The organism is Faecalibacterium sp. OM04-11BH (genome assembly GCF_003482185.1).
In the GTDB taxonomy this organism is placed as follows: domain Bacteria; phylum Bacillota; class Clostridia; order Oscillospirales; family Ruminococcaceae; genus Faecalibacterium; species Faecalibacterium tardum.
In genome coordinates this window covers 41,396-59,665 of the sequence record NZ_QULS01000015.1, presented here as the reverse complement: position 1 = coordinate 59,665, position 18,270 = coordinate 41,396, and the positions used below count along the sequence as shown (strand labels likewise).

At 60.6% G+C, this 18,270-nt stretch carries 19 protein-coding genes; all 19 read right to left on the bottom strand.

The window, feature by feature from the left end:
• Positions 1-18: 18 nt before the first annotated feature.
• On the bottom strand, positions 19-1,839 hold the full coding sequence (glmS, locus tag DXB44_RS12075) for a glutamine--fructose-6-phosphate transaminase (isomerizing) (RefSeq protein WP_118658874.1): 1,821 nt from the start codon (positions 1,837-1,839) through the stop codon (positions 19-21).
• Between the two features lie 285 nt (positions 1,840-2,124).
• Entirely contained in the window at positions 2,125-2,682 is a 558-nt protein-coding gene (locus tag DXB44_RS12070; RefSeq protein WP_118658873.1) for a hypothetical protein, read from the bottom strand.
• The gene (locus DXB44_RS12065; RefSeq protein ID WP_118658872.1) at positions 2,679-3,548 is read right to left on the bottom strand and encodes a DUF5685 family protein; all 870 of its coding nucleotides are present in this window, start codon (positions 3,546-3,548) and stop codon (positions 2,679-2,681) included. The genes DXB44_RS12070 and DXB44_RS12065 overlap by 4 nt, the downstream gene beginning before the upstream one ends.
• Positions 3,549-3,817: 269 nt before the next feature.
• Positions 3,818-5,014 (bottom strand): class I SAM-dependent RNA methyltransferase, encoded by a 1,197-nt coding sequence (locus tag DXB44_RS12060; RefSeq protein WP_118658871.1) that lies wholly within the window; start codon positions 5,012-5,014, stop codon positions 3,818-3,820.
• A gap of 94 nt (positions 5,015-5,108) precedes the next feature.
• Positions 5,109-5,660: a S1 RNA-binding domain-containing protein gene (locus DXB44_RS12055; RefSeq protein WP_118658870.1), complete on the bottom strand. Its 552-nt coding sequence runs from the start codon at positions 5,658-5,660 to the stop codon at positions 5,109-5,111.
• 45 nt (positions 5,661-5,705) lie between these two features.
• Positions 5,706-6,011, bottom strand: coding sequence for a septum formation initiator family protein (locus tag DXB44_RS12050; RefSeq protein ID WP_005926847.1), 306 nt, complete (start codon positions 6,009-6,011; stop codon positions 5,706-5,708).
• 46 nt (positions 6,012-6,057) lie between these two features.
• Positions 6,058-6,531, bottom strand: a complete 474-nt coding sequence (locus DXB44_RS12045; RefSeq protein ID WP_118658869.1) for a hypothetical protein — start codon at positions 6,529-6,531, stop codon at positions 6,058-6,060.
• On the bottom strand, positions 6,531-6,809 hold the full coding sequence (locus DXB44_RS12040) for a YabP/YqfC family sporulation protein (protein ID WP_118658868.1): 279 nt from the start codon (positions 6,807-6,809) through the stop codon (positions 6,531-6,533). Before DXB44_RS12040 ends, DXB44_RS12045 begins: the two co-directional genes overlap by 1 nt.
• A gap of 45 nt (positions 6,810-6,854) precedes the next feature.
• Positions 6,855-7,100, bottom strand: a complete 246-nt coding sequence (locus DXB44_RS12035; protein WP_112091714.1) for an RNA-binding S4 domain-containing protein — start codon at positions 7,098-7,100, stop codon at positions 6,855-6,857.
• A 73-nt stretch (positions 7,101-7,173) separates the two neighbouring features.
• Positions 7,174-7,443: an HU family DNA-binding protein gene (locus tag DXB44_RS12030; RefSeq protein WP_055184818.1), complete on the bottom strand. Its 270-nt coding sequence runs from the start codon at positions 7,441-7,443 to the stop codon at positions 7,174-7,176.
• 56 nt (positions 7,444-7,499) lie between these two features.
• The gene (mazG, locus tag DXB44_RS12025; RefSeq protein WP_118658867.1) at positions 7,500-8,225 is read right to left on the bottom strand and encodes a nucleoside triphosphate pyrophosphohydrolase; all 726 of its coding nucleotides are present in this window, start codon (positions 8,223-8,225) and stop codon (positions 7,500-7,502) included.
• 165 nt (positions 8,226-8,390) lie between these two features.
• On the bottom strand, positions 8,391-8,816 hold the full coding sequence (locus tag DXB44_RS12020) for a zinc ribbon domain-containing protein (RefSeq protein WP_055184821.1): 426 nt from the start codon (positions 8,814-8,816) through the stop codon (positions 8,391-8,393).
• A 172-nt stretch (positions 8,817-8,988) separates the two neighbouring features.
• Positions 8,989-9,924, bottom strand: coding sequence for a nucleoside kinase (locus DXB44_RS12015; protein WP_118658866.1), 936 nt, complete (start codon positions 9,922-9,924; stop codon positions 8,989-8,991).
• Entirely contained in the window at positions 9,890-11,359 is a 1,470-nt protein-coding gene (gene hemZ / locus DXB44_RS12010; protein WP_118658865.1) for a coproporphyrinogen dehydrogenase HemZ, read from the bottom strand. Before hemZ ends, DXB44_RS12015 begins: the two co-directional genes overlap by 35 nt.
• 12 nt (positions 11,360-11,371) lie before the next feature.
• Positions 11,372-11,989: an MBL fold metallo-hydrolase gene (locus DXB44_RS12005; RefSeq protein WP_118658864.1), complete on the bottom strand. Its 618-nt coding sequence runs from the start codon at positions 11,987-11,989 to the stop codon at positions 11,372-11,374.
• Positions 11,990-11,991: 2 nt separating this feature from the next.
• Entirely contained in the window at positions 11,992-12,453 is a 462-nt protein-coding gene (gene dtd, locus DXB44_RS12000) for a D-aminoacyl-tRNA deacylase (RefSeq protein ID WP_055184830.1), read from the bottom strand.
• A 4-nt stretch (positions 12,454-12,457) separates the two neighbouring features.
• Positions 12,458-14,800: a bifunctional (p)ppGpp synthetase/guanosine-3',5'-bis(diphosphate) 3'-pyrophosphohydrolase gene (locus DXB44_RS11995; RefSeq protein ID WP_118658863.1), complete on the bottom strand. Its 2,343-nt coding sequence runs from the start codon at positions 14,798-14,800 to the stop codon at positions 12,458-12,460.
• On the bottom strand, positions 14,801-16,933 hold the full coding sequence (gene recJ, locus DXB44_RS11990; RefSeq protein WP_118658862.1) for a single-stranded-DNA-specific exonuclease RecJ: 2,133 nt from the start codon (positions 16,931-16,933) through the stop codon (positions 14,801-14,803).
• Entirely contained in the window at positions 16,930-18,270 is a 1,341-nt protein-coding gene (locus tag DXB44_RS11985; RefSeq protein ID WP_243111140.1) for a 5-bromo-4-chloroindolyl phosphate hydrolysis family protein, read from the bottom strand. The genes recJ and DXB44_RS11985 overlap by 4 nt, the downstream gene beginning before the upstream one ends.

The following is an 18,270-nucleotide window of genomic DNA, read 5'->3' as shown; positions in this document are numbered from 1 at the left end:
ACTATCTTCCCTTTCCGGTCACTCCACCGTTACGCTCTTGGCCAGATTGCGGGGCTTATCCACGTCGCAGCCGCGCAGCACCGCCATATAGTAGGCGAACAATTGCAGCGGCACGATGAGCTGCAACGGCATTAGGATGTCATCGTACTCGTCCAAGCGAATGACCTCGGTGGCAACGCCCTCCGGCACTTCCGCATCCTTGGTGGTGAACAACAGCACCCGCGCACCGCGGCTGCGGGTCTCCTTGGCGTTGGAGATGGTCTTTTCGTAAACGTTCTTCTGGGTAGCCAGCGCAATGACCGGCACACCGTCCGTGACAAGACTGATGGTGCCATGCTTCAGCTCGCCTGCCGCATAGGCATCCGAGTGCACATAGCTGATCTCCTTCAGCTTCAGGCTGCCCTCCAGCGAGAGGGCGTAGTCGAACCCGCGCCCGATGAAAAAGCAGCTCTGGGTGTTCACATAGCGGCTGGCAAGGTACTTGATCTGCTCGCAGTCCGCAAGGCGGGGCTTGATGACCTCGGATGCGTGCAGCAGCTGGGCGGTGTAGTATTTGGTCTTTTCCTCGGTCAGCTGCCCGCGCGCGTAGGCCAGACGCAGGGCAAACAGGTACAGCACGCACAGCTGCACCATATAGGCCTTGGTGGACGCCACCGCGATCTCGGGCCCGGCGTAGGTGTACATGACGTAATCCGCTGCACGGGCAATGCTGCTGCCCACCACGTTCACGATAGCCAGCACCGGCACGCCGCGGCTCTTGGCCAGCTTGAGGGCGGCCAGCGTATCGCTGGTCTCGCCGGACTGGCTGATGATGACCACCAGATCCTCCGGCTTCAGGATGGGGTCGCGGTAGCGGAACTCGCTGGCGATATCCACCTCTGCGGGCACCCGCGCCAACGTCTCGATGGCGGTCTTGCCCACCATACCGGCGTGCATGGCCGTGCCGCAGCCCACCAGATGTACCGTGCCAATGCTGCGCAGCTTTTCGTCCGTCAGTTCCGGGATGCGCAGCTCCGGCAGACCGTTCTCCACCCGGGGGCTGACCGTTGCCGTGATGGCGGCGGGTTCCTCGTTGATCTCCTTGAGCATAAAGTGGGGGTAGCCGCCCTTTTCGGCGGCCTCCATATCCCAGTCTGCGGTCAGTTTTTCGCGCTCCACCGCCTCGCCGAACTCGTTATAGAAGCGGATACCCTGCGCCGTGCACACGGCCATGTCCCCTTCTTCCAGCACGCTGTACCGGCGGGTATACTTGAGCAGCGCCGGGATATCCGAAGCCACAAAGTTTTCGCCCTCGCCCCAGCCCACGATGAGCGGGCTTTCCCGCTTGACCGCAAAGATAGTGTCCGGGTAGTCCTTGAACAGCACCGCCAGCGCGTAGCTGCCCCGCACCTTGGCAAGCGCTGCCTGCAAAGCCTGTAAGGGCTCGCCCTGATAGCAGCTGTCGATGAGCTTTACCAGCACCTCGGTGTCGGTCTCGCTGGCAAAGGTGTAGCCTTTAGCAATCAGGCGCTCCTTCAAAGCGCCGTAGTTTTCAATAATGCCGTTGTGCACGATGCTGACCCGGGGCGTGGAGTGCGGGTGGCTGTTCACATCGCTGGGCTCGCCGTGGGTCGCCCAGCGGGTATGACCGATGCCGCAGCCGCTCTGGGGCAGCGCCAGCTCTTCCAGTTTGCTGCGCAGGGTGGAGAGCCGCCCCTTGCTTTTGACCACACGGATACCGTCCCGCTGGGTGAGCGCCACACCGGCAGAATCGTACCCGCGGTACTCCAGCTTTTCCAAGCCGTCCAGCAACACCTGCTGGGCGCTGCGCATGCCAACATAACCTACAATGCCACACATACAAAATACCTCCAGACCGACTGCGGCGCGCCGAAATGCGCTGCTGCACAGTCAGTTTCCTCTATCAAAGTCTATGTTCTTGTATGGCTTTCTTTGCAGGGTTCTGTTCCGGTATTGCTGCCGGTTTTTGCCCTGTTCTGCGGCTGGTATAGCCCTCAGCCGGAGAAACACCCGCCGAATCTTTCGATGATTCCTCTCCTCGTCACCCTCACGGCTGTCACCCGTGTGGCCCGGCGCTTTGCGTCAGCTTGTGGTACACATTCCTTCTTTCAATGTTTTTGGCGCTCAGTGCATTCCCAGCATTTTATGCAGCTTGGGCTGCCACTTCAGCTTATACAGCAGCAGCATATTGCACAGTGCACGGTCGTACAGAGCAAAGGCCACGTTACCCATAGCCAGCGTGAGCAGGGTCATTGCCAGCGCAGTGGTGCGCAGCTCCTGCGAAACGCTGCCCGCCGGTACTATCACCAGCAGCAGGCCGTACATCGCCAGCACCGCCGCGTTGCACAGCAGCAGCTTGCACACCAGCTGCAACGCCCGGGGACGGATGCGGTCAAATTTGGGCTTGATCAGTGGGTAATAGCCCAGCAGCACGGTGAAGATCAGAGCGATTTCCTTATCCGGCACAAAGAGCAGCCCCAGCAGGCTGACGGCTGCGTACGCCGTCCATGCCATGGTGATGCCGCACTCCATGCATACCGTTGCGATGAGAAAGCTGGCCACCGCAGGCGCGATGAACATGGCAATGGGGATGATGGTGCCCAGCAGCATCAGTGCCACGCACAGTGCCGCTGCCATGCCGCAGTAGGCCATGGCCCAGCTTTTGCTTTTTCGTTTCTTCATGGGATCTCCCATTTTTCAGTGTCTGCATCCTGTTCCAGCGGGTAGACCGCGTGCTGCAGGCCCAAAATCATGATATTGTTCAGCAGGGTGTCATTCAGTTTGAGATCCAGCATCTTGTACGCCCGCATCAGGTCGTTGACCGCTGCCAGCGCCTGCCGCCGGGCGTTCTCTATAGCGGCAGCCTGCCCGTTGAGCTCGTTGACCACGAACACGTTGTACTGACCGTTGCGGCGGTCGGTCTCAAAGCGCTCGGCCTTATCCAGCAGATAGAAGATGCGGCCGATGCAGCTGCCGATATACCGCATACTCTTGCGCTGGTTGGGATCGTCCGTAGCCAGCGTGGAGTACAGCGCGCCGTAAATGTTGCTCATGGGCTCAGCCGCAAGGGCGTAGTTTTTGGCGCTCAGGTTCATCTGCACCACCGCCTGCTCCCGCTCCTGCGCAAACAGCCGCTCCAGTGCCGGGTTCTCCTGCCGGGCTTTCTCGTAGGCGCGGCGCAGCAGCAACTTGTCCGCTGCGCGGCGCAAGCGCTTGACCGGGCGCAGCTCGCTGTACTTGCGGTCCTGCAAATTATGCCAGCCCATCAAGATCTCCGTCTGCGCCGCCTGCCGGATGCCCAGCGTCTGGCACATCATGCTGCGCTGGAACGGCGTACCGGGCACCCGCTGCCGTTTGCAGGTGGGCATACGCCCCGCCAGACTGTCGGACAGGATGGCAAACAGCACCCCGTTGGTGCGCAGCAGATGGCAGGCATAGAAGCCGTAAGACTTGTACATCTGCCGCCGCACCCCGCGGAGGTAACGCATATAGGTGTTGTAGTCCCGGATCGTCAGTTCCGGCAGATAGGGCCGCATCCGTCCCTTCATAAGAGCCAGCCATCCTTTCTGTACAGTTTTTGTATCCTGCGGTCAATAAGGTTAGTATAATCCTTTTTGTTCGGCAACGCAACTACCGGATGCAAAAACTGCTGTAATTTGTCATTATGCCGAATTTTGTGAAATCTATTTTTCTATTAAAAATACCCGCAGACCGTCTCTTTTCAGCAAAAGATGATCTGCGGGTGTTTGTGCCGGATTTTCCCGGAAAAGACACACTTTTTCAGTGCAATGTCTGCCGGGCGGGCAGTCAAATGACCTTACTTCTTTTCAAAATGGGTGCGCTTGCCGTCAAAGCCGGATTTAGGCATGGGCTTTGCCATCTTTTCGGTCTTGGGGGCGTTATAGTACATATACAGCTGGCAGGGGATCATGCCGTTGTACATTTTGCGGCGCTTGTTGGCGCGCTTGCCGTAATGCAGTTCAAAGTCCATATCGGCGGTAATAGCGTACAGACCGGCGCAGGGGTTTGCTTCCATCTGCTGTCCCAGCGTGCGCGCCAGCTTGGCAGCGCCCTCAATGGTGCCCAGACGCTCGCCATACGGGGGGTTCGTCAGCACGATGGCTTCCGGCTTTGCGGCAAAGGTGGCAACATCGGCCACCTCAAAGTGGCAACGGTTCTCCACGCCCGCCAGCTTGGCGTTGACGTTGGCCTGTGCCACGGCGGCGGGGTCGATATCGTAGCCGAAAGCTTCAAAGCCCACGTCCAGTTTGGACTCTGCCAGCGCCTTCTGGCGCTGCTCTGCCCACAGGGCAGCGGGCACAAAGCTGTAACGCTCGGCGGCAAAGCGGCGCTTCAGACCCGGGGCGATGTTCATGGCCTTCTGTGCGGCTTCGATCAGCAATGTGCCGCTGCCACAGAAAGGATCCTCCACCAGGCTGTCGCGGCGCACGCGGCCAAGGTCGGCGATGGTAGCCGCCAGCGTCTCACGCAGGGGGGCTTCCATGGCGTTGCGGCGGTAGCCGCGCTTGTGCAGACCCTCGCCGGTGGTGTCCAGCATGATCTCGCACACATTTTTGCGCAGCATAAAGCGCACCTTGTACTCCACGCCGCTCTCGGGCAGCACAGTGGTGCGGTGACCCTTCATCAGGCGCTTGACCACCGCCTTTTTGATGACGCTCTGGCAGGCGGGGATGCTGGTCAGCTGGCTGTTCAGGGAAGAGCCGGTGACCGGGAAAGCAGCGTCCGCGGGCAGAAACTCCTCCCACGGGATGGAATACACGCCGTCGAACAGCTCGTCAAAGGTGGTGGCCTTGTAGCGTGCCAGCAGCAGCATCACGCGCTCCACGGTGCGCAGGTTGAGGTTTGCGGCGGCGATCATCTCTGCCCCGCCGCAGAAGCTCAGACGGCCATCCTCCACCCGGATGTTCTCTGCGCCAATGCGGGTCAGCTCAAATTTAGCGGTGGATTCGCACCCGAAAAAGCAGGGCGCGATCAGTTCAAATTTTGCGGGCATGGTAGTTCCTTTCTGTTCTGTACCGAAAAAACAGACCTGTCCGACCGGGGACAGGCCTGCCTGTGTTCCTTGTGATCCCAGCTGATGCAATGGCTCAGCGGCCACGGCGGCTGCGGGGGGCATAACCGCCGCCCCGGCGGTTGTTGGTCTCGTGATCGAGATCTGCCATTTTCTCCTCGCTCTGGCTCTTGAAGCGGCTCATCATGTCCTCAAAGCTCAGGTTGTCGGAGCGGGCGGGTGCCTTGGGCTGCCACACGCGGGGAGCAGCCTCCCGGGCAGGGCCACGGCCGCCTTCACGGGGGGCACGGCCTGCGCCGCGCGCACCGCCGGAGCGTCCACCCTCCTGCCCATTGCGGAAGCCGCCCGGACGGGGGCCTGCGGGGCGGCCCTCCCGGGGCTGACGCGGAGCCGGGGGCAGCAGCCGCTTGATGGACAGTGCGATCTTGCCGTCCGGTGCAATGTTGATGACCTGCACCTTTACTGCATCGCCATCGTGCAGCACGGTGTTAATATCCTGCACGAACTCGTTGGATACCTCGGAAATGTGGACCATGCCGACACGTCCCTCCGGCAGCGCAACAAATGCGCCAAAGGGCTTTACACCGGTCACGCGGCCTTCAAATACGTTCCCTACCTCAATTGCCAAAACTCAATACTCCTTGTTTTCCAAAACTCTTGACCTGCCGCGTGGTCAGTTACCGGTCACATCCACAAAGATGCGCTCGTTGGGTGCGGCGTAGTTGTAAGAGTCGCGTGCGACCCATTCGGTGATCTGGTCGGCATCGCCGCTCAGTACGCGCTGCAGTTCCTGATTTTCCGTCTGTTGCTGCGCCACCTGTTCGTTCAGTGTTTCCAGTTCTGCCCGCTTGGAGCTGATGGTGACCTGATTGGAGATATAAGCCGCCAGCATACTCAGCAAAAGCAGCACGAAAAACAGGCGGAACGCCATGGTGACCACTGCATTCTTTCTGCGCTTTTTGCGTCCCGTATTCGTCATTGCCTTACGCTCCTGTCTGAACAGCAGACCTTTTGCGTCTGTTCTCTTACTTTGATACGTTTGAATTATACAACAATGCCCGCTGGTTTGGCAAGTTCTTTTTGGATTTTTTTGCGGTTCTTTCTGCGTTCCGGCGTAATTTGCGGGCAGTTTTAGCCGCAGCACGGCGGCGGCGCACAGGCTGCAACGCAAAACGGTGCAAAATACGGCCGGGCAGGCACAAAACAGCCCCGATCCCCCGCCCCAGCACCCGCAGCGGGATGCCCAGCACCCCGGCAGCACAAAGGGCGGCGGCAAAGGCTGCCGCCACCATGTACCATCGCAGCACGCCCGCATTGCTGTACCCGGCGGCGTAGCTCTGACACACCAGCAGCACCGCGCCGGAAAGCAGCACATCCGGCACAAAAGCCGCCCTGCCCCGCACCGGCAAAAATGCCCGCACCGCACCAAGGGCTGCGCCCAGCGCAGCACAGGCGGCTGCTTCCTGCAAGAGCCGGGCGGGCAGCAGAACCTGTACCATCAGCGCAGCAGCCGGTGCCAGAAGCCCCCGGCTGCGCGGGCGGCGGTGTACTCCAGCTCATCGAACCGCCCGGTCAGCTTTGCCTCCCCGGCTTCCAAGTCCAGCGTCTGCATACTGATCTGCGCACCGGACAGGTGCAGAATGCCCTTGCCGGTCTCCAGCGCGGCGCTTTCGGCGCTGCAATGCAGCACCCGCTGCACCCCGGTAACAGTCAGCCTGCTGCGGCTCTCCAGGATCAGGTCATGGGGCAGCGGCGGCTTTGCGGCAGCTTTTTCCATAGGCAGTCCCCCTCTGCCAGCATTGTATGCGGGCAGGGCGGGCGGTTATTCCGCGATCACCTCGTACATCTCGCGGGCAACGTCCTTGGTGCGGGGCTCTTCATCCGAGAGCACCCGCACCTTGATGGGACGGTTGCCGAAGGTGACCTCGATGATGTCCCCGGCGTTGACGGCCTGACTGGCCTTTGCCACCTTGCCGTTAATGAGGATGCGGCCTGCATCCGCCACCTCGTTTGCCACGGTGCGGCGCTTGATGAGGCGGGAGACCTTGAGATATTTATCCAGACGCATTTGGATTGTTCCTTTCCTTTCAGCAAAAAAGCCGCCGAACCTTGTGCAGGCAGCGGCGGCGTGACAGAACCGATTACAGGGTGTCCTTCAGGGACTTGCCGGGCTTGAACACGATGCTGCGGGAAGCAGCGATGGTGATGGGCTCGCGAGTACGGGGATTGATGCCCTGACGCTCGGCGCGCTCGCGCACCTCAAAGGTGCCGAAGCCGGAGATGCTGATCTTTTCGCCCTCGGTCATAGCCTTGCCCAGTGCTTCAAAAACGGCGTTGACAGCCTGCTCAGCGCTCTTCTTGCTCATTTCGGTGTTTGCCGCAACCTGTGCGATCAAGTCGGTCTTGGTCATATTATTTGCCTCCATCTGTTTTTTTGTCTTAAATTCTCTCGTTCTATCGGAGCAGGTCATTCGACCTGAATACCGCTTTGTTCCTGTTCCAGACACTGCTGTGCAAAGCGCTTGGACGCAAAAGTCAGCGCTTCCTCTGCATCCACCCCCGCAAGCCGGGCGGCGTTCACCGCTGCAAACAGCAGCTGGCCTGCGGCTTCCTGCTTTGCGGCGTCCTCTACCTTGCCAAAATTCTGCACGGCGGCTTCCAGCTGATGCTGCGCTGCGGCTGCGTCCTGTTGCCCAAGGCCATGCCCGGCGGCACGCTTTTGCAGCTTTTGCGCCCGCATGAGTGCGGGCAGCGTAGCGGGCACGGTGGCCAGTTCGTCGGCCAGAGTGGTGCGACCCTTTTCCTTATTTTTGAGCGCATCCCAGCCATTTATACCGGCGTTTTCCGCTGCGGAGGATGCAAAGATATTGGGGTGCCGGAACACCAGCTTTTCGCAGACATTGCGGCACACATCCTCAAAGGTAAAGCGTCCCCGCTCTTCCTCCATGGCGGCGTGGAACACCACCTGCATCAGCACGTCCCCCAGCTCTTCCCGGAGCAGCACGGCATCGTCTGCATCAATGGCTTCCAGCGCCTCGCAGGTCTCTTCCAGAAAATTTTTGCGGATGGACGCATGGGTCTGCACCTTATCCCACGGACAGCCGTTTTCCGGATCCCGCAGGATGCGGATCACCTGCAGCAGCTGCTCCGCTGTATAGGGCGGCTGTGGGTTCCAGTCCAGCACACGTTCCATCTCCTTTTTGAAAAGATATTGTAGATTCTACCGCAGTCGCTGCGGTTTTTCAAGCAAAAAGCCGCAATTTTCCCGCTTTGTTCATGGTTTTCTGCGCTTTTCACAAAAACAGGACGGCGTCCTGTGGGGGATACCGCCCTGTTGCAAACTTTTCCGGTTACGGGCTTACAGCTGTGCGCCGCACTTATTGCAGAACAGTGCATCGTCCGAGACGGGCGCGCCGCACTGCGGGCAGGTCTTGCGGGCAGGCTGAGCGGGCTGTTCCGGGGCAGCTTCTTCTGCCTCCTCCATGGGGGCTTCGTAGTCCACCTCGGCGGCTTCGACCGGGGTCAAGGTAGCCTTCAGGCGGGTGATCTCCTGCTCAATGGTATCGATCATCTCGATATATTTATCCACCAGCGGCTGGTTCTCCTCCTTGCCCTTGGCAAGGCTGTATACCAGTGCACCCAGCTGACGCTGTGCCTTGAGCAGCTTGCCCTGCTCGTTGACCAGCAGCGCCTGCGTCTTGCCCTTTTCGGCCAGATCCATGGCAGCGTTCTTGCCCTTTTCGGCATATTCCAAACCCATCGCTTTGATCTTGTTAAAGTCCATAAAAGACACCTCTCTTATTCTGGCAGTATTCTCTGCAGACTGCGGCGCACAGTGCGCCATACCGGGGTCGTATTCCCATTATAGCGCAGCGTTATGTCAATTGCAACGAATGCACCGCAATTTTTACAGTTTGGTGCCGGTTTGGAAACAAATTTTACGCATTTTTCACCGGTTAGGTGCGGCTGCCGTAGAACTCGCACAGCATGCTGTCAGCGGGCAGCAGCTCCAGCGGCAGCGGGTCCACCTGCTCAAAGCGGCGGGCGGTCTCGTCCCACAGCTCGGCGTTATGGCCCTCCAGCGTGAACTGACGGCGCACCTCGCCCAGCAGCCGGGAGATCAGTCCCAGCTCGTAGGTAAAAGAGGTGTCCAGCAGAAAGTCTGCGGTGGTCTTGAAGCCCTTGATATAGCGTGTTTCACCGTCCAGCACCCTGTCCCACATGGAAAGGGTCTTGGCGGGGCTGCGGCCGCGGGCTGCGGCGTCCCGCAGGGTGCGGCGGCACAGGCGGATATCCTGCGTATTGATGACCCGGCGTCCATCGATGCAGTATTCCTCCCGCAGACCGGCGTAGATGCGGTAGATCTGGTCGTCCGGCACAAGGCCGGTCAGCTCCGGGTTCAAAGCATGGATACCCTCCACGATGCACACACCGCCCTGCAGATCGATGGGCTCCACCTCGGCAGAGCGCTGCTCGGTGGCAAAATCATAGATGGGCAGCTCGGTCTTGCCGGTCTCGCTGAGCTGGTGCAGACACTGCTTGATGAGGGGCAGATCCAGCGTTTCAAGGTTTTCGTAGTCCAGTGTGCCGTCCGGCATTTTGGGGTAGTAGGCAGCGCCTTTAAAAAAGTTGTCCAGACTGACCACCTGTGCCGGGGTGCCCTGCTGTACCAAGGCCTTTGCCAGACAGTGGGCGCTGGTGGTCTTGCCACTGGCCGAGGGGCCGGTCAGCATAACGATCTTTGCCCCGGAGCCGTGTACCTTCTGGGCGGCATACTGCACCCGCCGGGCGTAGCTGTTCTCGCTCAGCTGTGCCAGCGCCTGCGGGCTGCGGGCTGCTACGTTATAAAGATCTATTTCAACCAGTCGTTTCGGTACCCAGATCGTGATCATAAAACTCAGCCACTCCTTTTTTCCGATCCAGTACCTCCGCAAAGCGCTGGATATACTCGTTCGGATACTTAAAATTGAAGATGCGCTGCATCCGTTTGCCCCCATCGGCTACCAGTTTGGTGCTGCCGCCTGCACCCGCCGAAAGGATAGTCTGGACTTCCTCCATGATATAGATATTATAGTAACCCTCGTGACCTGGCTTGCACCAGCCCACGTTTTCCAGATTTTGCAGCGTATTCTTCTGCCGGTAGAGGTAATAGGGGCGGTAACCCGCTTCGGCCAGCAAATGGCATTTTTCCAGCATGGCGGCTACGTCCGCGTAGTCGTTCTCCTTCTGATCCTCAATGACGATGCGGGACGCCCGCTTGAGGGTAAGGGTGTGGACGGTGATATTCTCCGGCTGCAGGGCAATCGCCTGCCGCAGGCTGTGCTCAAAGCCCTCCACCGTATCCCCGGGCAGACCGGCAATGAGGTCCATGTTGATGTCCTCGTGCCCGGCACGGCGGGCATCGGCATAACAATCCAGAATGTCCTGTGCCGAATGCTTGCGGCCGATGTTGGCCAGCACTTCGTCCGAGAAGGTCTGGGGATTGATGGAGATGCGGGTAGCGCCGTATTCCTTGATGACCGCCAGCTTTTCAGCGTCGGTGCAGTCCGGGCGGCCAGCTTCTACGGTATATTCTACGACCTTAGTCAGGTCAAAATTCTCCCGCACAGTGCCCATGAGCTGCCGCAGCTGGGCAGCGGAAAGGCTGGTGGGCGTACCGCCGCCGATGTAGATGCTGCACAAGGTCAGCCCTGCACGCTCGGCCTGCACCCGGATCTCTGCAACCTCCCTGCACAGGCAGTCCACATAGGGCTGCACCATCTTGCGGTCGCGGTCCAGATTGCAGCTGACAAAGCTGCAATAGCTGCACCGGGAGGGGCAGAACGGGATGCCGATATACAAACTGTACGTCTTGGGGGCACTGCCCAGCTGCAAGATCGGCTCCTGCAGGTCGGCAATTTCCTTCGCCATTTCGTATTTTTGCTCCGAGCAGTCAAACCGCTGCAAAAAGAAGCGGTCGATCTGCTCTGCGCTCCACCCGGCGGCGCGCTTATCGTGGATCAGCCGCACCGGGCGCACACCGGTCATCTTGCCCCAAGGCGGGCGAATGCCCGTCCACTGGCGCAGCAGGTCATAAGTCAGGCTGGCAAGGGCAAACTCCGGCGTTTCGCCGCCCTGCTCCACCGGCAGCGGCAGCGGAGCTTCCAGCGTTTTGCTCTTTTCTCCCTGCCGCACCAGCACCCGCAGACCGGTATCGGTCTTTTCAGCCCACAGACAGTCCTCGGCAGGCTCCGGCGGGGTCAGGGTCAGGGGTGCCATGGGGTAAAACAGGCGGGCAAGATGCTCCACCTCGTACCCGGAGGGCAGCCCAGTGATATAGATCTTCATGTCGTTCTCTCTTTAAAAAATGTCGTTGCCGCCGCGCAGGGCGCTGCGGATATAGTAGTTGTTGTCCAGCTCCGCGCCAAAGGTGGAAAATTCGCCGTGGCCGGGCAGCACCTGTGTTTCGCGGGGGATGGGCAGCTGTGCCAGCTTGCGCAGGCTGTCTGCCATCTGTGCGCTGCTGCCGCCCTCAAGGTCGGTGCGGCCGATGCTGCCTGCAAACAGCGTATCGCCGCAGAACAGATGCTCGCCGCACAGCAGCACCACGCTGCCAGGGGTGTGGCCGGGGGTGTGCCACGCGGTAAAACGCAGCTCGTCCACCGCGATCTGTTCCCCTTCCGTGTAGCCGCAGTCCGCAGCGGAAAGCGGGTACATCCGGTCGCCGGCAAGGTCTGCCTTTTCACAATAGAGGGTGGCGTTCCACTCGGCTTTCAGCGTAGCCGCACTGCCCACATGGTCGTAGTGGCCGTGGGTGCACAGAATGGTGGTAAGGGTGGCGTTGTGCTGCTTTAAAATTTCGTCGTAGCTGTCCATCTCTGCCGCCGGGTCGATGACCACGGCATGGCCTGCGTCGGAAATGAGCAGAAAGGTGTTGGTATACAGCGGCGGTGCCGCAGGAATGTGAAAGCCTAGCATCGTTACTCCTTTTTCTTCCACTCGTCGGTATCAATGATGATGGTGCAGGGGCCTTCGTTCACCAGCGACACCTGCATGTGCGCGCCGAACTCGCCGTGCTGCACGTCCTTGAGGCCGTGCTTAGCCATCTCGGCAAGGAACAGCTCATAGGCATCCACCGAGAGGGGCGGCTTTGCGGCCTTGATAAAGCTGGGGCGGTAGCCCTTTTTGGTGTCGCCGTAAAGGGTGAACTGGCTGACCACCAGCGCGGAATAGCCCAGATCCCGGGCGCTCAGGTTCAGCTTGCCCTCAGCATCCGGGAAAATGCGCAGGCCCGCACATTTATCGGCAAGCTTGGGCACGATGTCCAGCGTGTCGGTGTCCCTGACCCCCAGCAGGATCATGATTCCCGGCCCAATGGCGCGGGGCTCGCCGCCTTCCACCCGCACACTGGCGGAGGATACGGCCTGAATAACTGCTCGCATTGCGTTAACTCCTTGTCACCTTGAGCACGTCCCGCACCTTGGAAAGGCGCGCTACCACACGGTTGAGGTGCTCGGTATTGTTGATGCCGATGGTCAGGCTGACCACGGCGCAGTTGTTTTCTACCTGACGGGCGTTCATGGCATAGATGGGCACCCGGATATCGGCCAGAGCGCTGAGCACGTCCTGCAGCAGCTCGTTGCGGTTCAGGGCAATGATCTCCAGCCCGGCCTTGTAGCTGTCCTTGACGCTGTCTGCCCAGTAGGCCTTGACCCAGCGGGGAGCGTTGGAGGGGTCCTTCATGCTGGCAACGGCGTTGGCACAGGTCTGCTTGTGGATGGAAACGCCGAAGCCTCGGGTGATAAAGCCCACGATGGGGTCGCCGGGCAGCGGGCTGCAGCACTTGGCAAACTTGATGGGGGTGTTATCGAAGCCCTCCACCACCACGCCATCGGTGGCGTGCACACGGCTCAGGTCAACCTTGGGCAGATCCTCCACCGACTTATTCTCCTCAGCCTCGGCAGCCTTGAGCTTCTGCCACTCTTCCTTGAGTTTGGGCAGGCAGTTGGCAATGGTCATACCGCCGTAGCCGATGGCGGCGTACAGCTCCTCGGCGCTGTTCTGGCGCATCCGGCGGGAGCAGCCGTCGATAAAGGCATCCAGCTGGTCGTCCGGGATGATGATCATCTCCCGGCGCAGCTCCTTGGACAAGGCGTCCCGTCCCTGCTGGATATTCTCCTCCCTGCGCATCTTCTTGAACCAGTTGCGGATCTTGCTCTTGGCTTCGCTGGTGCGCACGATCTTGAGCCAGTCGCGGCTGGGGCCCTTATCTGCCGGACCCAGCAGCACCTCAATGATCTCTCCGGTAGACACCACATGGTCAATGGGCACCATGCGGTTGTTCACCTTGCAGCCCACCATGCGGTTGCCCACCGCCGAATGGATGGCGTAGGCAAAATCGATGCAGGTAGCGCCGGTGGGCAGGTTGATGACATCGCCCTTGGGGGTAAAGGCGAATACCTCTTCCGGCAGCAGGTCGCTCTTGAGATCGTGGAGCAGGTTACCGGAATCCTCGCTCAGGCGCTGGTTTTCCAGCAGCTGGCTGACCCACGCCAGACGGTCGTCCAGCTTATCGTGGCCTTCGCGGCCCTCCTTGTACTTCCAGTGGGCGGCAACGCCGTACTCTGCCTGCTCGTCCATTTTGCGGGTGCGGATCTGCACCTCAAAGGGGATGCCCTCGTGCCCGATGACGGTGGTGTGCAGGCTCTGGTAGCCGTTGGGCTTTGGGGTGGAGATATAATCCTTAAAGCGGTTGGGCAGCGGGTGGTACATATCGTGGATGAGGCCAAGGGTGCTGTAACACTCGGCCAGAGAATCCAGAATGACACGGACCGCGTAGATATCGTAGATCTCGTCGAAGGACTTATTCTGCATGATGGTCTTGCGGTAGATGCCGTAAATGCTCTTGACCCGGCGTTTGATGGTAGCGCCCTCGATGCCGCTTTCCACCAGACGGCGCTCAATGACGCCGGAAACCTTGATCAAAAACTCCTCGCCGGAGCGCTCGCTAAGCATCCGGCTGATCTCGGAATAGCCCACGGGGTCCAGATAATGCAGGCTGCGATCCTCCAGCTCTTCCTTGACGTTCAGGATGCCAAGACGGTTGGCGATGGGGGCGTACACCTCCATGGTCTCGCGGGCCTTATCGCGGCGCTTCTGCTCCGGCCAAGCGTCGCCGGTGCGCATATTATGCAGCCGGTCGCACAGCTTGATGATCATCACGCGCACGTCCCGGCTCATAGCCAGCAGCATCTTGCGCAGGTTCTCGGCCTGCAATTCCTCAATATTGGAGAACTGGATCTTGGTCAGCTTGGTCACGCCGTCCACCAGCAGTGCCACTTCCTCGCCAAAGGCTGCTTTCAGGTCGTCCAGCGTGGTGGGGGTATCCTCCACTACGTCATGCAGCAGGGCGGCGGCGATGCTCTCGGAGTCCATGCCCAGATCCAGCACCAGCCGGGCGACTGCCAGCGGGTGGCAGATATAGGGCTCGCCGCTGCGGCGGCACACGCCGTTATGGGCGTTGTTGGCCAGCTCGTAGGCTTTTTGGATCATCTCCATATTGTAGGCCTTGCCGCTGGCCTGAATGGCCTCGCACAGCTTTTCCCACGTTACGATCTCCGGGCGCACCTCAGAGGGCAGCGCCCCCTCCGGTGCGTCTGCCAGCAGTGCCGTAGCGGCTACGGTGGCGGTCTCCTGCACCGGCTGGTGCAGATGGGTCTTGGCAGAGTAGCCGTCCTCGTCCCGTACCGGAGCCGGGATTGGGGCAGTATTTTTCTTTCCCTCAGGCATTTATAGTTCCTCCAGACATTTCAGGATGGGGGCATCGGCAAGGTTCTTTTTGCCTGCTGTCGGCACCAGCTCCCAGAATTTTGCCCCGCCTTTTTCCGCTGCGGTGATCAGCCCCACCTGTTCCAAGGCGGCAACTGCCACCAGCGTTTTGCCAGTCTGTTCCTCGCCCAGTTTTGCGCACAGGGGCTGCAAGTCCTCGGCGTGCCAGCGGCGGGACTGCAATTCCCGGTACACGGCAATGATATCCGTGCGGGCAGGGGCGATCTGTTTCTTTTGTTCTTCGGTCAGGGGGGTGCCCCGGCGCAGCGCCTGCACCAGCGCAGCCTGCCGCGCCAGCTCTGCGCCCAGCCCTGCCGGGTGCAGGTCGATGATGCGGCCGGAGAGCTGTGCCCCCCGGGCGGACTCGTAGACCGAAAGATTCAGCGCCACGTCCACCACATCGCCCAGTGCGTAGGGCAGCTGCTCAGCGGGCATCCCGAACCAGACGGCGTACAGGCAGCTATTGCCCTGCCGCAGCCGCAGGCGGCTGTGCCGCCCCTCCGATACCGGGTATACGCCGTCCACCACGGCACTTTGCAGCAGGAACACCGGGGTAGGGTTCTCCGCTCCGTAGGGTGCCAGCTGATCCAGATGGCGCACGCTCTCCACTGTGATACGATCCAGATGGATGGTCACGTCACAGGTAAGGGGCGGTGTGTGCAGTACCGGGCACTCCCGGGCAGCCCAGTCGTTCAGGCGGCGGCGCAGCTCGGGCAGATTTTCTTCCCGGACAGAAAGTCCCGCCGCCATGGCGTGGCCACCGTAGCGCACCAGAAGGTCGGCGCAGGAACCGATGCAGGTGTGCAGGTTAAAGCCCTGCACGCTGCGTCCGCTGCCCTTGCCCTCGCCGTGCTCATCAATGGTGACCACGATGACCGGGCGTCCGGTGCGCTCCACCAGCCGGGACGCCACGATGCCAATGACGCCGGGGTGCCAGTCCCGTCCCCACAGCAGCATGATGCGGTCATCCAGACGCTCAGGCTGCTGCTCTAACAATTCCTCAGCGGCTTTGAAGATCTGCTGCTCGGTCTCCTGCCGGTGGGCGTTGATCTCGTTCAGCTTGTGCGCCAGTTCCTCGGCTCTGTCCGGGTCCTCGCAAAGCACCAGCTGCAAAGCGGTAACAGCGTTATCCATGCGGCCTGCCGCGTTGATGCGGGGTGCAATGGCGTAGCTGATATTCTCGGCGGTGATGGGCTTGCCCGCAAGGCCGACTTCCTCCAAAAGTGCCCCAAAGCCGGGGCGGTCGGTCTGTTGTAGCTGTCGCAGCCCGGCCTTGACAAGGGTGCGGTTCTCCCCCACCAGCGGCATCACGTCTGCCACCGTACCCACGGCGGCAAGGTCGCCGCAGTAATCCAGCATTTCCTCCGGCGGGCAGCCGTCCAGCGCAGCGCAAAGCTTGAACGCTACGCCTGCGCCACACAGACCCTTGAAGGGGCTGTGGTCGTCCTCCCGGCGGGGGTCCACCACGGCCACAGCCTTGGGCAAAGTCTCCGGCGGCAGATGGTGGTCGGTAATAATCAGGTCCATGCCCAGCGAAGCCGCAAAGTCGGCCTCCTCCACGGCAGAGATGCCGTTGTCCACTGTCACGATGAGGGTACAGCCCTTGTTGTGCATGGACTGGATGGCGTTTTTAGACAGGCCGTAGCCGTCCCCCTCGCGGCTGGGCAGCATACACTTGACGGTCGCGCCCATGCCCTTGAGATGCTGGTACAGCAGGGCGGTGGCGGTCACGCCGTCCACATCGTAATCACCAAAAACCGCGATGGTCTCGCCGTTGTCGATGGCCTGCCAGATGCGCTGACAGGCGGCGTCCATATCCGTCAGCAGGGCGGGGTCGGAAAGTTCTTCCTCCCCTGCCAGCAAGGTCAGCGCTTCGGCGGGGTCGGTGATGCCCCGGGCAGCAAGGATGCCCGCCAGCAGGGCGTTTTCCTTTTGCTGCGCAGCCAGCACGGCCTTATATTTTTCGTCTGACCACGGCGCTTCGTCCATGGCCTGTTCTTCCAGCTGTGCCGCTGCCTGCTCGGCAATGGCGGCAGTCAGTTCCCGCACAGCGGCGCGGTCCAGCGGTTTTTGTTCCCAAGCGCGGTAGGTCATTCAAATTCCCTCCCGGTCAGGCCGTCGTTGGCCAGCATTCCCTGCAAAGCGGCGATCTCGGAAGAAATATCCATGGCTACGTCCGAAAGCAGATTATTGTACAGGTTCTCATACGCCTGATTCAAGGTATGCAGGATACCCGCGATATCCCGGCGGATGGTCTCGGCATTTTCGCCCTGCTGCCCCTGCACATCGTTATAGGTGTGCAGCAGCTTGAGGGTGGTGGGAATATAATATTCCGCAAAACGGCGGGTCTTGGGCTGGCTTTCCGGGTGTGCCTCCAGCCAGTCGCAGATGGCGGTAGTGGTCTTGTGCATGGCGGCCAGTTCTTCCCGTGCCTGCGCGTCCTGCATGAGCTGCTGCTCTTTTTCCAGCACGGCAGCAAAGCGGCGGGCGGTATCGAGATTGAGCGGAGTATCGCTAGTTTCCGCTTTTTCCGGCTGCGGCTGCGCGGCGGCAGTGGCGGCTTTCTCCTTGGCGGCGCGGTAGTCCTCTGCCGTCAGGTAGAGCGTTTCAGTCTCATCGTCCAGCCATGCGTTCAGCCAGCCCTTATGGATGTAGCTGCGCAGCTTTTTCAGCGCCTTTTTCTTGGTCTGGTGGGTCAGGTCTGCCAGCATCGAAACAGGCAGGCCCTTATGGTAGTCCACGCTGTCGGCGTAATCGGCAAACTGGCCCATCTGTCTGCCCGCCTTCATCCGGGCTGCACCACAGGCCGTCATCCAGCCAAAGCCCGCCGTGGCAAGGCCCAGCACGCTGCTGACGATGCCCAGCACGTTGTAGGCGGTGTTCATAACGTAGTCCGTGCCCGTCATCAGGATGCCGCCGCCCTCAGTAGCCGACACCACAACGTCACCCAAAGCAGCCGGCGAAATAGTGCCCAGCCCGATGAGGCAGCCCAGCGTCCCCAGCCCGAAGATCACCGCAAAGGTGATGCCCACAGCCAGCAGGGTGCGGCCTGCGCTGTACCGTTTTTTGGCGCTAATACGGATACTTTCCACCGGGGTAGGCTCTGGCTTTGCAAAGATCTGCCGGAACCAGTCGGGCATACCGGCGGGGTCGGCAGCACCTTCGCGGAAAGACTGCTTTGCATCCCCGTAGGGATAACCTCTGCGCCCCTGCCGGAAGGCTTTTGCCGCCTCCCCGATGCCGTAGTTGGCTGCATGGACGGCAGCTTTGCCCACATCCCACGCCCGGTCACCGATGTCCATGCCCCTGCCCTCAAAGCCGTGGGCAAAGGCATCGGTCATGGTGTCGCCAAAGGCGCGCAGCTGGTCCTCCAGCTCCTGCTGTACCTGCCGGCCTTCGTTATTTCGGTTATCGTTTTCACGATCGTACAT